Source organism: Streptomyces sp. NPDC091377, assembly GCF_044757045.1.
Taxonomy (GTDB): Bacteria; Actinomycetota; Actinomycetes; order Streptomycetales; family Streptomycetaceae; genus Streptomyces.
In genome coordinates this window covers 128,958-144,876 of the sequence record NZ_JBIVUE010000014.1, presented here as the reverse complement: position 1 = coordinate 144,876, position 15,919 = coordinate 128,958, and the positions used below count along the sequence as shown (strand labels likewise).

The following is a 15,919-nucleotide window of genomic DNA, read 5'->3' as shown; positions in this document are numbered from 1 at the left end:
TGCGCGCGTATTACGCAGAGTTACGTCGGGGAAAGGGAGTCCGGCATTCCGTGGCACTTTTTCGCAATCGGTGACCTTCACGGTGAACATGATCTTGCGTCGCATTCCGGTGGCCGGCCGGGGGATGTGCTGAAACGTTCGCTCATGGAATCGCGGCCGGGAAATCCGGGCGGGAAACCCGCTGGTCGGCGTCCTGGGGACGGGTGTTCGGGCCCGGACGCGCCGCGGCCCGTCACCGTGCGCCGACGCCCGGAGGCGGGGCGCCGTACGGCAACGGGCCGGTGCGGGTCCGCCCGTTGGGACGGGGGCCGCCGGGCGGGGCGGCGGCCTCCCGCCGGGCGGGAACCGCATTGCTGCGGCAACGAGGGGGCGGCCGTGGGGGGTTGGAGAAGCCGCCGGACGGGGCGTCAGCCGCCGGGAGGAGCGGCCTGGGCCTGTCCGAGACGGGGTGCCCGTCTGTCCGGGAAGGGGTAGCCGCCTGTCCGAGAAGGGGTGGCCGCCTGTCCGAGAAGTGGTGCTCCCCGTCCGGGAGGGGTCTCTGTCTGCCGGGAGGGAGTCCCTCTGTGGTGGCCCTCTGTGGTGTCCCTCTGTGTGGGATGGCGGGTCCGTCTGCCCGGGAGGGAGGTGTCAGCCCGTGGCGCCGGCGCGCTCGGTGTCGGCGGGGTTGACCTCCCGCAGCAGGCAGGTCAGGCGGGCCGTGCACACGCGGTGGCCGGACTCGTCCGTGATCACGATCTCGTACGTCGCCGTCGAGCGCCCCCGGTGCACCGGTGTGGCGACCCCGGTCACCAGGCCGGAGCGCGCTCCGCGGTGGTGGGTGCAGTTCAGGTCGACCCCGACGGCGATCTTCCGGGTGCCGCCGTGCAGCATCGAGCCGACCGAGCCGAGGGTCTCGGCGAGCACCGCGGACGCGCCGCCGTGCAGCAGTCCGTACGGCTGGGTGTTGCCCTCGACCGGCATCGTGCCGACCACGCGTTCCGCCGACGCCTCCACGATCCGTACGCCCATCCGCTCGCCCAGATGCCCCGCGGAGAACAGCGCCGGCAGGTCGACGCCGAGCGCCGCGTACTCGTCGATGACCTCTTGCGGGAACTTCACTTGCTGCTGCTCGCCCATGGGGCCCGACTCCGTTCGTCGTTCCGGATCCAGCGTCCGCGCGCGCGGGCGCGGCTGAGCAAACGCTCAGTCGGTTGCCGATTGTTCCAGACGCACCACGACGGACTTGCTGGCCGGGGTGTTGCTGGTGTCCGCGGTGGCGTCCAGGGGGACCAGCACATTGGTCTCCGGGTAGTACGCGGCGGCGCAGCCGCGGGCGGTCGGGTAGTGCACCACCCGGAATCCGGGTGCCCGGCGCTCCACGCCGTCCCGCCATTCGCCGACGAGATCGACGTAGGTGCCGTCCGCGACGCCCAGGGCATGTGCGTCGTCGGGGTTGACCAGGACGACCCGGCGGCCGTTGCGGATGCCCCGGTAGCGGTCGTCCAGGCCGTAGATCGTGGTGTTGTACTGGTCGTGGGAGCGCAGTGTCTGTAGGAGCAGTCGGCCTTCGGGCAGTTTCGGGTACTCCACCGGCGCGACGGTGAAGTTGGCCTTGCCGGTGGCGGTGGGGAAGCGGCGCTCGTCCCGGGGGGCGTGCGGCAGTGCGAATCCGCCGGGGTGGGCGACGCGGGTGTTGAAGTCCTCGAAACCGGGCACTACGCGCGCGATGCGGTCGCGGATGGTGGCGTAGTCCTTCTCGAACTCTTCCCATGGTGTGTGTGATCGCGGGCCCAGGACGCGGCGGGCCAGGCGGCACACGATCGCGGGTTCCGACAGCAGGTGGCGGCTGGCGGGCTCCAGTCGGCCGCGTGAGGCGTGCACCATGCCCATGGAGTCCTCCACGGTCACGAACTGTTCGCCGGCGCCTTGGAGGTCGCGTTCGGTGCGGCCCAGCGTCGGCAGGATCAGGGCTCGCGCGCCGGTGACGACGTGGCTGCGGTTGAGTTTCGTGGACACGTGCACCGTCAGTCGGGCGCGGCGCATCGCGGCCTCGGTGACGTCGGTGTCGGGGGAGGCGGAGACGAAGTTGCCGCCCATCGCGAAGAAGAGCTTGGCTGTGCCGTCCCGCATGGCGCGGATGGCTCGTACGACGTCCAGGCCGTGTTGGCGTGGGGGAGCGAAGCCGAACTCCTTCTCCAGGGCGTCCAGGAAGGCGGGTGCCGGGCGTTCGAAGATGCCCATGGTGCGGTCGCCCTGGACGTTGGAGTGGCCGCGTACCGGGCACACGCCCGCGCCGGGGCGGCCGATGTTGCCGCGCAGCAGCAGGAAGTTGACGATCTCGCGGATCGTGGGTACCGCGTGTTTGTGCTGGGTGAGGCCCATCGCCCAGCACACGATGGTGCGTTTCGAGGCAAGGACCATGGACAGGGCCCGCTCGATCTCCGGGCGGGTGAGGCCGGTCGCGGTGAGTGTCTCGTCCCAGTCGGCCGCGCGGGCTGCCGCCGCGAACTGTTCGTAGCCGTGGGTGTGGTCGTGGACGAAGTCCTCGTCGATGGCGCCCTCGGTCTCCAGGACCAGCTTGTTGAGGAGGCGGAACAGGGCCTGGTCGCCGCCGATGCGGATCTGGAGGAAGAGGTCGGTCAGGGTGGCGCCCGCCGTGAGGCCCTTGGGGGTCTGGGGGTTCTTGAAGCGCTCCAGTCCTGCCTCGGGCAGTGGATTGACGCTGATGATGCGGGCCCCGCCCGCTTTCGCCTTCTCCAGTGCGGACAGCATCCGGGGGTGGTTCGTGCCCGGGTTCTGGCCGGCGACGATGATCAGGTCCGCCTGGTGGAGGTCCTCCAGCAGGACGCTGCCTTTGCCGACGCCGATGGTCTCGTTCAGGGCGGAGCCGGAGGATTCGTGGCACATGTTGGAGCAGTCCGGCAGGTTGTTGGTGCCGTACTCGCGTGCGAAGAGCTGGTAGAGGAACGCGGCCTCGTTGCTGGTGCGCCCGGAGGTGTAGAAGAGCGCCTCGTCCGGTGAGCCGAGCGCGGTCAGTTCCTCGGCGATGATGTCGAAGGCGCGTTCCCAGGTGACCGGCTCGTAGTGTGTGCCGCCGTCGGGGAGGTACATGGGGTGGGTGAGGCGGCCTTGCTGGCCCAGCCAGTAGCCGCTGCGGTGGGCGAGGTCGGTCACCGGGTGCGCGGCGAAGAAGTCCGGGGTGACCCGGCGCAGGGTGGCTTCCTCGGCGACCGCTTTCGCGCCGTTCTCGCAGAACTCGGCCGTGTGCCGGTGTTCGGGCTCGGGCCAGGCGCAGCCGGGGCAGTCGAAGCCGTCCTTCTGATTGACGCGCAGCAGGGTCAGGGCCGTGCGTCGCACGCCCATCTGCTGTTGGGCGACGCGCAGGGTGTGTCCGACCGCGGGCAGCCCGGCCGCCACGTGCTGGGGCCCGGTGACCTCCGGCGCGTCCTGCACGGGGTCGGCCTTCGGAGGCTTCGTCGCCATCGCGGGGCTCCTTACGGCTGCGTGAGTGAGCTGTGTCCTCGATCCTCCCACGGGGTACCGACAGCCGGCACGGCCCGTGATCACCGGGGGTGGGGGTCGGCTGTGCGCGGCGCGGGGGCGGTGGACGGGGCCGACTGTCAGTGGGGCGTGGCAGGATCGGGGGCGTGGCAGAGAAAGCATCGAAGAAGACCGAGACCACCCCCGGCGGCGGCCGTCCCCGGCTGATGCTCATGGACGGGCACTCGCTGGCCTACCGCGCGTTCTTCGCGTTGCCCGCGGAGAATTTCACGACCGCGACGGGTCAGCCGACGAACGCGATCTACGGCTTCGCGTCGATGCTGGCGAACACGCTGCGTGACGAGGCGCCGACGCATTTCGCGGTGGCGTTCGACGTCTCCCGCAAGACGTGGCGCTCGGAGGAGTTCAGTGACTACAAGGCGAACCGTTCCAAGACGCCGGACGAGTTCAAGGGTCAGGTCGAGCTGATCGGTGAGCTGCTCGACGCGATGCACGCCCCGCGTTTCGCCGTCGACGGCTTCGAGGCGGACGATGTGATCGCGACGCTCGCCACGCAGGCCGAGGCCGAGGGCTTCGATGTGCTGATCGTCACCGGTGACCGTGACTCCTTCCAGCTGGTCAGCGAGCACACCACGGTGCTGTACCCGACCAAGGGTGTGTCCGAGTTGACCCGTTTCACCCCGGAGAAGGTGTTCGAGAAGTACGGTTTGACGCCCGCCCAGTACCCCGACTTCGCGGCGCTGCGCGGCGACCCGTCCGACAATCTGCCGGGCATTCCGGGGGTGGGTGAGAAGACGGCCGCGAAGTGGATCAACCAGTTCGGTTCGTTCGCCGAGCTGGTCGACCGGGTGGACGAGGTCAAGGGCAAGGCCGGGCAGAACCTCCGTGACCATCTGGAGGCCGTGAAGCTGAACCGGCGGCTGACCGAGCTGGAGCGCGGCGTCGAGCTGGAGCGGGCCGTCCCGGATCTGGAGCGGGCGCCGTACGACCGCAAGGCCGTCGCCATGGTCCTGGACACCCTGGAGATCAGGAACCCCTCGCTGCGGGAGCGGCTGTTCGCGGTGGACCCCGGCTCGCAGGAGGCGGAGACCACCCCGGTCGTCGCGGACGGGGTGGAGCTGGACGGCACGGTGCTGGGCACCGGGGAGCTGGCCGCCTGGCTCGCCGAGCACGGCACGGTGGCGCTCGGTGTGGCCACGGTCGACACCTGGGCGCTGGGCAGCGGCTCCGTGGCCGAGGTGGCGCTGGCGACGGCGACCGGGCCGGCCGCCTGGTTCGACCCGGCCCAGTTGGACGAGGCCGACGAGACGGCGTTCACGTCCTGGCTGACGGACGCGGAGCGTCCCAAGGTGTTCCACAACGCCAAGGGCGCCATGCGGGTCTTCGCCGAGCACGGCTGGAGCATCGCCGGGGTCGGCATGGACACGGCGCTCGCCGCGTATCTCGTCAAGCCGGGCCGCCGCTCCTTCGACCTGGACGCGCTGTCCCTGGAGTATCTGCACCGTGAGCTGGCGCCCGCCGCCGCGGCCGACGGCCAGCTCGCCTTCGGTGCCGACGAGGGTGCCGAGGCCGAGTCCCTCATGGTGCAGGCCCGCGCCGTCCTCGACCTGGGCGAGGCGTTCGAGAGCCGGCTGCGGGAGGTCGGCGCCGCCGATCTGCTGCGGGACGTGGAGCTGCCGACGTCCGTGCTGCTGGCCCGGCTGGAGCGGCACGGCATCGCCGCCGACCGGAGCCACCTGGAGGACATGGAGCAGATGTTCGCCGGGGCCGTCCAGCAGGCGGTGAAGGAGGCGCACGCCGCGGCGGGACACGAGTTCAACCTCGGCTCGCCCAAGCAGCTCCAGGAGGTCCTCTTCGGTGAACTGGCCCTGCCGAAGACGAAGAAGACCAAGACGGGGTACACGACGGACGCCGACGCCCTGGCCTGGCTGGCGACCCAGACGGACAACGAACTGCCCGTCATCATGCTCCGCCACCGCGAGCAGGCGAAGCTGCGGGTCACCGTCGAGGGCCTGATCAAGACCGTCGCGGCGGACGGCCGGATCCACACCACGTACAACCAGACCGTCGCCGCGACCGGCCGGCTCTCCTCGACCGACCCCAACCTGCAGAACATCCCGGTGCGCACGGACGAGGGCCGCGCCATCCGCCGCGGCTTCGTCGTCGGTGAGGGCTTCGAGTCCCTGATGACGGCCGACTACAGCCAGATCGAACTGCGCGTGATGGCCCACCTCTCCGAGGACGAGGGCCTCATCGAGGCGTTCACCTCCGGCGAGGACCTGCACACAACCGCCGCCTCCCAGGTGTTCGGGGTCGAGCCCGGCGCCGTGGACGCGGAGATGCGCCGCAAGATCAAGGCGATGTCGTACGGCCTGGCGTACGGTCTCTCCGCGTTCGGGCTCTCCCAGCAGCTCAACATCGAGGCGGGCGAGGCCCGCGCGCTGATGGACGCCTACTTCGAGCGGTTCGGCGGGGTACGGGACTATCTGCGCCGGGCGGTCGACGAGGCCCGCGCGACCGGATACACGGCCACACTCTTCGGGCGCCGCCGCTATCTGCCCGACCTCAACAGCGACAACCGCCAGCGGCGGGAGGCGGCCGAGCGGATGGCCCTCAACGCGCCCATCCAGGGCACCGCTGCGGACATCGTGAAGATCGCCATGCTCCAGGTGGACCGCGCCCTGCGCGAGGCGGACCTCACCTCCCGCATGCTCCTCCAGGTCCACGACGAAATCGTCCTGGAGATCGCCCCGGGCGAACGCGCCGCCACGGAGGAGATCGTCCGCCGTGAGATGACCGACGCGGTGCATCTGCGCGCGCCGCTGGACGTCTCGGTGGGCGTGGGGCCGAACTGGGAGTCGGCGGCGCACTGACCGACGGCGAGCAGCCGGGCCGGGGCCGGGGAGGTGCCGGGGGGCGCGGGCCGACCGTCCGGCACCCACGGTGCAAGGACTCGGAGTGTCGGAGTGAGGACCCCGAGCGGGCGGGGGCCCGGTCGACCTCCGGTCGGGAGGGGTGCTGGACCGAGGCCGCCGCTGCGTGCCGTGACGCAGGGTGACGGGCGGCGGCCTGACATGTGGGGCCGGGAGGCTGACGGGTGGGGCCGGGAGGGGGACCGTCACTCACCTGGCCCTCGCGAAGACGCCCCCGGCGCTCCTCCCCGTGCAGGATGCCGCCATGGGTATACGCATGCTCAACCGCCGGCCGGTGTCCTCCACACCGCTCGCGCCGGTGCCGGCCTTCGCGGCCGGTGCAAGCAGCGCCCGCCTCGCCCTAGGCCCGGCCGAGGCCCTGCGTCACACGGTGAAGGAGTTCCGGCACCGGTTCCCGCCGGCCCGCGAGCCGGACCCGGTCCGACCGGACGACCCGGCCGCCTGGCGGCTCTGGACCGAGCTGGCCCGAGGCCGCCTGGCCCTGCTCCTCACCCTGCTGCCCCGCACCCGCCGCTCCCGCACCGTGACGGTGTTCATCGCCCCCGCACTCACCCCGCCCCCACCCGACGCCCCAGCCGGGCGACATCTCCCCTGGAGCGGCGGCCCGGGCCCGGGCACCACGCACTGACAGCGGCCTGAGCCTTTTGACGCCGGGGCCAGGGGTGGGCCCGGGTGTGGCCCCGGGCCAGGGGTGGGCGGTGAGGCCCGCGCGCCCCACCCCGCCGGCCGGCCCGACCTTCCGGTGGGCCCGCCAGCCCCACCCGCCCGAAGGCTCACCAGCCTCCCGGCGAGACCCTGCCCGATCCGCGCAGAAGCTCACCGACAGACCTGACGGACCCGGGGCATCTGGGCACCTGGCGGACCCGGTGGACCTGACGGACTCGGTGGACCTGACGGACTCGGTGGACCTGACGGACCCGGTGGACCTGACGGACCCGGTGGACCTGGCGGACTCGGTGGACCCGGCGCACCCGGCCCGCCCGGCGGACCCCCCCCGCACCCGCCGCACCCGGCCCACCCAGCGCACCCGCTCACCGCACCCCCACCCGCCCCCGTCGCTGACCTTCCCCGCCGTCGGTGGCCGCGGGGGCCGGGCGCCACCCCCGTACCGCCACGCCGTACACCACCACGCCCACCACGAGCCCGGCGCCCGCGCCGAAGCAGAGGGTCGGGATCAGTTCCCACGGTTTCGCGACGGCGTGGTTGGCCGCCCACCAGCTCGTCGCCCGCTCCACCGCCGCCAGCGCCGCGCAGCCGCCGATCACCAGCGCCGCCAGCCACCGGTCCCGCGCGGACAGCGCCGGGACCCCGGCCGGATCGGCGGCGGGCACCCGCCGTAGCCCACGGGCCACGAACAGCGCGATGACCACCGCGGCCACCGCCGAACCCCCGTACTGGAGGTACCAGTACAGCGGCGACCCCGCGATCTCCTCGCCCAGCACCGGGAACACCCGCATCCCCCACCGGTCGAGGTGCGTGAACTCGTCCCACACCACATGCGTCAGCGACCCCAGCGCCGCCGACACGTACCACCACATGACGGTGGACGGCCGCACCCGCGCGCGCGGCGCCCCACAGCGCAGCAACGGCGCCACCCGCCGCTGGGCGGAGCGCGGCAGCAGGGCCACGAGCGGTTCACGGATCAGCAGCCACAGCCCGACCAGCGCCCACGCCACGGCCACATCGACGGTGAGGATGCCCGGCAGCGAGTGAGTGACGTCGCCGAACCTCATCGCGGCGGAGACGACACTCGCCGCGTAGTAGGTCATGTCGGGCGCGAACGTCCCCGCCACCAGCACCGCCGGGATCAGCGGGCCGCGGGCCCTCCCGTCGGTGCGGAGCAGGGGCAGCACGGCCGCCGCGTGGCTGAGGGTGAACGGCAAGACGGGCTCCCCCGGAGTCGGATGATCGCTGTGCGCTCTTCAGTATCCGGGACGGTCATGAAAACCTTGGTGGCGCGCAAGGGGACCCCGGGCGACGCCGAGTGGACGACGGTATATGGCCAAGTGGTGAAAATCGGTCAGGAACGGGTCCCCGCGCAAAGGAAGTTGTCGTAGGGTCACGTGCGTCGACAAGCGGAACGGTCCCCCGTGCGCCTTTGCGCGACGCGGGTGCAACTTTCGGTCCGCCTTGCTCGTCAGACAAGAGGGGCGCGAAAGCCGGTCGGGAGAGCAGCGCGAGAGCCGGCGAGAGAGCAGCGCGGGAACACCGGCAAGAGCAGTAGCGGGAACAGCGGCAAGAGCGGCAACGGCAGGCAGGGAACCGAAGGAAGAGGAGGGCGCTGGGGGCGCCCCATGGGAGGGATTCCGTACATGGCGGCGTATTTCGGCAGTCGGTTGCGCAAGGGGGCGGCGACCACCGCGGTGGCCGCGGCGGCGGTCGCCGCCCTGTCCGCGTCCCAGGCACCTGGGGCCACCGGGGACCAGGGCAGACAGACCACGGCCGACTCCCAGTCCGCGCCCGACGCCGGGACGGAGGACAGCGCCACCGGCAACTCGCCGTACTACACGGACCTGCCGCCGCTGACCACCCCCACCCCCGCGCCGTCCTCGTCCTCCAGCGGCACCCCGGCCGCGACCGGGGACTCCCAGTCCGGCATACCCGCCACCGTCCTCGACGCCTACCAGCAGGCCGCCGCCGAACTCGGCAGCGCCAAGCCCGGCTGCAACCTGCCCTGGGAACTCCTCGCCGCCATCGGCAAGGTGGAATCCGGCCAGGCCCGCGGCGGCAACGTCGACGCCGAGGGCACCACCCTCAGCCCCATCCTGGGCCCCCAGCTCGACGGCAACGGCTTCGCCCTCATCCGCGACACGGACGACGGCGCCTACGACGGCAACTCCCGGTACGACCAGGCCGTCGGCCCCATGCAGTTCATCCCGTCGACCTGGGCCTGGGCCGGCCGCGACGGCAACGACGACGGCGTGAAGGACCCGAACAACATCTACGACGCCGCGCTCGCCGCCGGGCACTACCTGTGCCGCTTCGGCTGGGACCTCTCCCGGTCCGGCGACCTGCGCAGCGCGATCCTCAGCTACAACAACTCGACGGAGTACTACAACACGGTCATGTCGTGGCTGGAGTACTACCGCAAGGGCACCCACGAGATCCCGGACGGCACGGGCACGGTCCCCGTCGACCGCAGCGACGCATCAGACAACGGCGCCGGTGCGGGATCGGGCTCGGGATCGGGTGCGGGATCGGGCGGTACGGCGACCACCCCGCCCCCCTCCAGCGACCCCAAGCCCAAGCCCCCCAAGCCCCCGACGTCCGGCGGACCGACCACCCCGCCCACGAAGCCGCCCACCACCACCCCGCCCACCACCACCCCGCCCACGCCGACCGACACGGTCCACCACCTGGAGAACGCGGGCACGCCGAAGCTCACGGCGATGGCCGGCGACACGTTCGGCGACCGGCCCACCGCCCGGGCGGAGACCAAGGCCGGCAAGGCCGTCGCCAAGGTCCGCGTCCGCTTCACCATCGTCGGCGGCACCGACACCACCTTCACCGGCGGCGAGAAGGTCGCCGTGGCCGTCACCGACGCCTCCGGCAAGGCGGTCGCCCCCGCACTGCGGGCGGGCGAGCGGACGGGCGACTTCACCGTCCGCGCCACCCTCGTCGGCCGGATCATCGAGGGCCTGGACCACGATGCCACCGTCACCGCCCGCGCCGCCGACACCCTCGCCCGGGTCGGCACCGAAGACCTGACCTGCGTCGCGGACGGTGAATTCGCCGAGCAGGTCACGGTGAAGGCGACGTACCAGGACGAGATCGCGGACGGCGTCGCCGCCACCGCCACCCTCATCAAGTCCGCCGACGACCCGACCGCCAACGACAAGGGCCCCTACTTCAAGGACGCGGACGGCAAGGCCGTACGCACCCTGTCCGGTCTGACGACCGACGCGAAGGGCCGGCTCAAGCTGCCCAAGCTCTACGCGGACAACACCGTCGGCACCTTCAAGCTCCTGGTCACCACCACCGGCGGGGCCACCCTCACCCTGGACCTGACCGTCACCGAGCCCGCGCCGACCCCGTCCGAGAGCGCCACTCCCTCGCCCTCTTCCTCGCCGTCCGCCTGACGCCCCGAGGGCCACAACGGCACGACGACAAGACGACACGGCGGCACGACAAGACCGTAGATCCGAGCGCGAGCGGCACGACAGGGTCGTAGGTCCGAGCGCGAGCGGCACGACAGGGTCGTAGGACCGAGCGCGAGCGGCACGACAGGGTCGTAGATCCGTGCGGCATCCCACGAGGGCGCCCCCACCGCCACGGCGGCCGGGGCGCCCTCGTCGTCGTGCGGCGAGGCACCGTCTGCGCAACGTGTTCTCATCTCGCCCCCGCGTTGCTACGGTGCCGGATCTGACACCCCATCAGCTCCTCCGTCCGCCGCCAGGAGTCCCGTATGCGTGCCCTGATCGCCGCCGCGACCGGTCTCGTCCTCGCGTTCGCCCTGGTCCTCACGGTCACGGCGGTCGGCTCACCGACCGGTGAGACCTCGCCGAAGCCGCTCCTCACCACGGTGCCCGCCCACCCGTAACCGCTCCGGAGGGAGCCCGAGATGCGCCGCAAGGCCGGCCTGATCCTGCTCGCCCTCGCCGTGTTCTTCGCGGCGCTCGCGCCCCTGACGCGCTGGTACGCGTTCCCGCGCCTCGCCAAGATCCCGCCCGGCCAGTACCAGGACATGGTCCTGGAGGCCAAGGACGCCACCCTCCTCGACTACGGCACCATGCGGGCCCGCACCGTCCCCAAGGTCACCATCGTGCAGACCCTCAAAGGCAACGTGGAGGAGTCCGAGAAGATCGAGAAGAGCGCGGACCGGGACGTCGTGGTCTGGGACAGCCTCTCCTACGTCGCCGGACCCGACGGCGAGATGGTCTCCAAGATCCCCGAGCGGTACATCTTCGACGCCCACACCCAGGAACCCGTCAACGCCACCGGCGAGATGGTCGACGGCGACGCCGTCCGCCGCGAGGGCATCGAGTTCAAATGGCCCTTCCTGACGGAGAAACGGGACTACGAGTACTTCGACGCCCAGACCCGCGCCACCGCCCCCATCCACTACCGGGGCACCCAGGACTTCCGTGGCGTCGAGGTCTACTACTTCGAGCAGACCATCCCCTGGACCAAGGTGCCCTTCCCCAAGGAACTGCCGGTCGAGGGCATCACCGCCGAGTCGGTCGAGAAGACCGGCACGACCCGCTGGTACACCACCGTCCGCAAGTTCTGGGTCGAGCCCCTCACCGGCGCACCCGTCTACGGCGAGGAGATCCACCAGGAGGAACTGCGCGGCGGCACCCTCCTCGGCGACCGCGCCAAGGTCACCGCCTTCGCCGGTCACGTGAAGATGCGCGAGGACTACATCGACTCCACCGTCGACCTCGTCACATCCAACCGCACCCTCGTCCTGCTCCTCACCTCCTACCTGCCCTGGGGCTTCCTCACCCTCGGCGTGCTCCTGCTCGCCCTCGCGCTCCACCTGGAGGCCCGCAGCCGACGCGGGCCCGCCCCCGAGGGCACGGCCGACCCCACGCCCGTCAGCGCCTGAGGCGCGCGTTGGTGTGCTGCGTCGGTTCGGCGGTCGCCGGGTCCTCCGGCCACGGATGCTTGGGATACCGTCCGCGCAACTCCGCCCGTACGCCCTTGTAGCCGTCCTTCCAGAACGAGGCGAGGTCGGCCGTCACCGCCGCGGGACGCCCCGCCGGCGAGAGCAGATGCACCAGCAGCGGCACCCCGGCCACCGTCGGCGACTCCTGGAGCCCGAACATCTCCTGGAGCTTCACCGCCAGCACGGGCCGCTCCGGATCGCCGTAGTCGACCCGCACCCGCGACCCGCTCGGTACGGCGATCCGCTCCGGCGCCAGCCCCTCCAGCCGCGCCGCCTCACCCGAGGCCCACGGCAGCAGCCGCGCCAGCGCCTGTCCGGCGTCGATCCGCCCGAGGTCGGCCCGCCGCCGGGCCCGGCCCAGTTCCGGCTCCAGCCATTCGTCCACGCGCGCGTGGAGCACGGCATCGCTCACCTCGGGCCACGGCGCCCCCAGGTGCCGGTGCACGAACGCCAGCCGCTGCCGCAGTACGACGGCGTCGGGCGTCCACCGCAACAACCCGAACCCCTCCCGCCGCAACCCCTCCAGCAGCGCCTCCCGCACCAGCGCGGGATCCGGGTCCTTCAACGGCCGTACGGTCAGCTCGACCGCCCCCAGCCGCGCCACCCGCCGCGCGACCACGTCCCCGTCGGCCCAGCGCACCTCCTGCCCCTCGGCGTACAGCGCACCCGCCGCGGCCCGCGCGAGTTCCTCGTCCACCTCGGCGGCGAGCCGTACGCGCGCATGCCCCTTGCCCACCGGCCGGTCGGCCACCGCGACGGCCAGCCAGGACGCCCCGCGCAACGCCGACCCGTCCCCGACCTCGGCCCGCGTCCCCGCGACCATCAGATACGACCCCCCGTCCGCCTTGGCGACCCGCTCGGGAAAAGCGAGCGCGGCGACGACACCGACGGCACGGGCGGCGGAGGCAGAGCCCGTGGCCGACCCGGCGCCGGGGCCCGCAGCCGACCTGCCGCCGGGATCCGTAGCCGACCTGCTGCCGGGGTCCGTGGCCGACCTGCTGCCGGGGTCCGTGGCCGACCCGGCGCCGTGATCCGTAGCCGACCTGCCGCCGGGATCCGTGGCCGGCCCGCTGCCGGGGTCCGCGGCCGACCCGGCGGCAGAGCCCGCAGCCGGTCCGGCGGCAGAGTCCGCAGCCGGTCCGGCGGCAGAGTCCGCAGCCGGTCCGGCGCCGGAGTCCGCAGCCGGTCCGGCGACAGAGCCCGCAGCCGGTCCGGCGCCGGACTCCGCAGCCAGCCCGGCGGCAGCGTCCGCAGCCGACCCTGCGCCGGAGTCCGCGGCCGGTCCGGCGGTGGCGTGGGGGGCCGACCCGGCGACCGCTCGCAGGCGCCGTACCTCCGCCCGCCATCGCGCCGCGTACGCGTCCCCGCCCCGCCGCGCGGCCCGCAGCGCCGCGGCGAGGTCGTCCCCGTACTCCCGGGGCGCCTCCTCGCTCAACAGGGCCACGACCTCGGCGGAGCGCTCCGCGCCGATGAGGGGCGTCGCGTCCAGCAGGGCCCGGCCCAGCCGGGGGTGCAGCCCCAACCCGGCCAGCCGGAGCCCGCGGCCGGTCGCCCGCCCGGCCGCGTCCACGGCCCGCACGGCGGTCAGCACCTCCCGCGCCGCCGCCATCGCCCCCGCCGGCGGCGGATCCAGCAGCGCGAGACCGGAGGCGTCCGGATCGCCCCAGCACGCCGCCTGGAGCGCGAACGCCGTCAGATCGGCCACCTTGATCTCCGGCGCCGGGAACCGCGGCAGCCGTACGTCCTCGGCCTCCGCCCAGCACCGGTACACGGACCCCGGCGCCTCCCGCCCGGCCCGCCCCGCGCGCTGCCGCCCGGCCGCCTGCGAGGCCCGTACCGTCGTCAGGGCGCTCAGCCCCCGCGCGTGATCCACCCGCGGCTCGCGCGCCAGCCCCGAGTCCACGACCACCCGCACCCCCGGAACCGTCAGCGACGACTCCGCCACGGCCGTCGCCAGCACCACCCGGCGCCGCTCCCCGGGCGCCAGCACCGCGTCCTGCACGGCCGCCGGAGCCCGCCCGTGCACCTGAAGCACCTCGACGTCCCCGAGCCCGCCCAGCAGCCCCGCGACCCGCGCGATCTCGCCCACGCCCGGCAGGAAACACAGCACGTCCCCGGACCGCTCGGCCAACGCCCGCCGCACCACCGACGTCACATGCGCGAGCAGCGCCGGATCGACCCGCATGCCGTGTGGTGGCCGCACCCCGCGCGCGGGCGGCGCCCAGACCACCTCCACCGGGTGCGCCACCCCCTCCGCGGCCACCACCGGGGCCCCGCCCAGCAGCCGGGACCAGCCCTCCGCGTCCGTCGTCGCCGACGCCGCCACCAGCCGCAACTCCGGCCGCAGCGTCTGCCGTACGTCCCACAGGAACGCGGCGACCGTGTCCGCGTCCAGATGCCGCTCATGGCATTCGTCGAGCACGACGACATCGACACCGGTCAGCTCCTGGTCCCGCTGGAGCCGCTGGAGGAGCACACCGGTGGTGACGACCTCCACGCGCGCGTGGCGCCCCACGACCCGCTCACCGCGCACCGTGTAGCCGACGCTGTCGCCGACCTTCTCGCCCAGCAGCCACGCCATCCGCCGAGCCGCCGCGCGGGCCGCGATCCGGCGCGGCTCGGCCACGACCACCCGCCGCGCGGGAGCGTCCCCGAGCAGTCCGGCGAGCACCAGCGGCACCAGCGTCGTCTTGCCGGTGCCGGGTGGCGCGACCAGCACCGCCGTGCCGGGACCGGCCAGGGCCCCGGTCAGCGCGGGAAGGGCACCGCGTACCGGAAGGGCGTCCAGAGCGTCGTAACGGATCACGCGCTCAGTCTCGTACGCAGACGAAGATCGCCGTCCCCGGGATCAGATTCCCGCGCAGCGGGGACCAGCCGCCCCACTCCGTGGTGTTCCAGGACGGCCACTCCGGCTCGACCAGGTCCACCAGACGCAGCCCCGCCGCCACGACGTCCCGGACCCGGTCGCCGAGGGTGCGGTGGTGTTCGACGTACACCGCGCGGCCGGCGTCGTCCTGTTCGACGTAGGGCGTGCGGTCGAAGTAGGAGGAGGACACGCTGAGCCCCTCGGGGCCCGGCTCGTCCGGGAACGCCCAGCGGATCGGATGGGTCACCGAGAACACGAACCGCCCGCCCGGCCGCAGCACCCGCCGCACCTCCCGGAGCACCAGCACCGGGTCCGCGACGAACGGCAGCGCCCCGTAGGCGGAGCAGGCCAGGTCGAAGGAGCCGTCCGCGAACGGCAGCGCGCCCGCGTCGGCGCAGACCAGGGGGAAGGACGTACCGATGCGCAGGGCGTGCTGGAGCTGGCGGTGGGAGAGGTCCAGGGCGACCGGGCGGGCGCCCCGGGCGGCCAGCCAGCGCGCGCACTGGGCGGCGCCGGCGCCGATCTCCAGGACGTCCTTTCCGGCCAGTTCCCGCGCCGGGCCGAGCAGCGCCGCGTCCGCCTCGTCCAGGCCCTCGGGGCCCCAGACGAAACGGTTGTCCCCCAGGAAGGCGCCGTGCTCGATCTGATAGTCGTCCGCGTTCCGGTCCCACCAGCCGCGATTGGCGCGGGAACTCTCCGTGACACCGGCGTCGCGGCGCGTGGCCTCCGGCTCGTCCGGCGCCGCCGGGTCCTGGTGGGTGGTGGTGGCCGGTTGCGGTGCTACGGGCTCTTGGATGGTCGGCTCCCTCGTCGTACTCTTCCGTCCAGCCCCGGGGGCGGCACCGGAGAGGTCTGCCGGGCCCGCGTGGCCTCGTGGGACGATTCTTGTGCCGGGTATGCGGCGATCCGCCCCGGGTGTGCGTCTTCGCGCATTGACCCTGCCCGGCTGCCCCCGTATGCTACAAGTTGCGCTGCGGGCCTGCGCTCCTCAGACGTAGCAGGCTGCGCTCGCATCTGTATGTATGTCCCCTC

Annotated in this window: 10 protein-coding genes; 5 read left to right on the top strand and 5 right to left on the bottom strand. The window is 73.0% G+C overall.

The window, feature by feature from the left end; translation table 11 throughout:
* Nucleotides 1–627: 627 nt before the first annotated feature.
* Together ACIQNG_RS27630 and ACIQNG_RS27625 are read right to left on the bottom strand one after the other, a co-directional pair.
* A complete protein-coding gene (locus ACIQNG_RS27630; protein WP_401427276.1) occupies nt 628–1,116 on the bottom strand; it encodes a PaaI family thioesterase in 489 nt (162 codons plus the stop codon).
* Between the two features lie 66 nt (nt 1,117–1,182).
* A complete protein-coding gene (locus ACIQNG_RS27625; RefSeq protein WP_401488703.1) occupies nt 1,183–3,462 on the bottom strand; it encodes an FdhF/YdeP family oxidoreductase in 2,280 nt (759 codons plus the stop codon).
* Nucleotides 3,463–3,626: 164 nt separating this feature from the next.
* Between ACIQNG_RS27625 and polA the strand changes: the two genes are divergently transcribed.
* Nucleotides 3,627–6,353 (top strand): DNA polymerase I, encoded by a 2,727-nt coding sequence (polA, locus tag ACIQNG_RS27620; RefSeq protein WP_401488701.1) that lies wholly within the window; start codon nt 3,627–3,629, stop codon nt 6,351–6,353.
* 304 nt (nt 6,354–6,657) lie between these two features.
* Complete coding sequence (locus ACIQNG_RS27615) at nt 6,658–7,041, top strand: hypothetical protein (RefSeq protein WP_401488699.1); 384 nt, start codon at nt 6,658–6,660, stop codon at nt 7,039–7,041.
* 403 nt (nt 7,042–7,444) lie between these two features.
* On the opposite strand, the gene ACIQNG_RS27610 is transcribed toward ACIQNG_RS27615, so the two are convergent.
* A complete protein-coding gene (locus tag ACIQNG_RS27610; protein WP_401488697.1) occupies nt 7,445–8,296 on the bottom strand; it encodes a DUF4184 family protein in 852 nt (283 codons plus the stop codon).
* 429 nt (nt 8,297–8,725) lie between these two features.
* Here ACIQNG_RS27610 and ACIQNG_RS27605 point away from each other — a divergent pair, with 429 nt between their 5' ends.
* The 3 genes from ACIQNG_RS27605 (at nt 8,726) to ACIQNG_RS27595 (ending at nt 11,961) form a co-directional block, all read left to right on the top strand.
* Nucleotides 8,726–10,492 (top strand): lytic transglycosylase domain-containing protein, encoded by a 1,767-nt coding sequence (locus ACIQNG_RS27605; RefSeq protein ID WP_401488695.1) that lies wholly within the window; start codon nt 8,726–8,728, stop codon nt 10,490–10,492.
* Nucleotides 10,493–10,818: 326 nt separating this feature from the next.
* Nucleotides 10,819–10,953, top strand: coding sequence for an SPW_0924 family protein (locus ACIQNG_RS27600; protein ID WP_401427289.1), 135 nt, complete (start codon nt 10,819–10,821; stop codon nt 10,951–10,953).
* 21 nt (nt 10,954–10,974) lie between these two features.
* On the top strand, nt 10,975–11,961 hold the full coding sequence (locus ACIQNG_RS27595) for a DUF3068 domain-containing protein (RefSeq protein WP_401488693.1): 987 nt from the start codon (nt 10,975–10,977) through the stop codon (nt 11,959–11,961).
* On the opposite strand, the gene ACIQNG_RS27590 is transcribed toward ACIQNG_RS27595, so the two are convergent.
* Both ACIQNG_RS27590 and ACIQNG_RS27585 read right to left on the bottom strand, forming a co-directional pair.
* Nucleotides 11,951–14,827: an ATP-dependent helicase C-terminal domain-containing protein gene (locus tag ACIQNG_RS27590; RefSeq protein WP_401488691.1), complete on the bottom strand. Its 2,877-nt coding sequence runs from the start codon at nt 14,825–14,827 to the stop codon at nt 11,951–11,953. The two genes, ACIQNG_RS27595 and ACIQNG_RS27590, sit on opposite strands and share 11 nt — an antisense overlap.
* Before the next feature lie 4 nt (nt 14,828–14,831).
* A complete protein-coding gene (locus ACIQNG_RS27585; protein WP_401427826.1) occupies nt 14,832–15,770 on the bottom strand; it encodes a class I SAM-dependent methyltransferase in 939 nt (312 codons plus the stop codon).
* Nucleotides 15,771–15,919 lie beyond the last annotated feature (149 nt).

Coding starts and splice junctions, on each gene's coding strand:
- ACIQNG_RS27615 (WP_401488699.1), top strand. CDS start 6,658: ATGGGTATACGCATGCTCAACCGCCGGCCGGTGTCCTCCACACCGCTC.
- ACIQNG_RS27630 (WP_401427276.1), bottom strand. CDS start 1,116: ATGGGCGAGCAGCAGCAAGTGAAGTTCCCGCAAGAGGTCATCGACGAG.
- ACIQNG_RS27595 (WP_401488693.1), top strand. CDS start 10,975: ATGCGCCGCAAGGCCGGCCTGATCCTGCTCGCCCTCGCCGTGTTCTTC.
- ACIQNG_RS27605 (WP_401488695.1), top strand. CDS start 8,726: ATGGCGGCGTATTTCGGCAGTCGGTTGCGCAAGGGGGCGGCGACCACC.
- ACIQNG_RS27625 (WP_401488703.1), bottom strand. CDS start 3,462: ATGGCGACGAAGCCTCCGAAGGCCGACCCCGTGCAGGACGCGCCGGAG.
- ACIQNG_RS27600 (WP_401427289.1), top strand. CDS start 10,819: ATGCGTGCCCTGATCGCCGCCGCGACCGGTCTCGTCCTCGCGTTCGCC.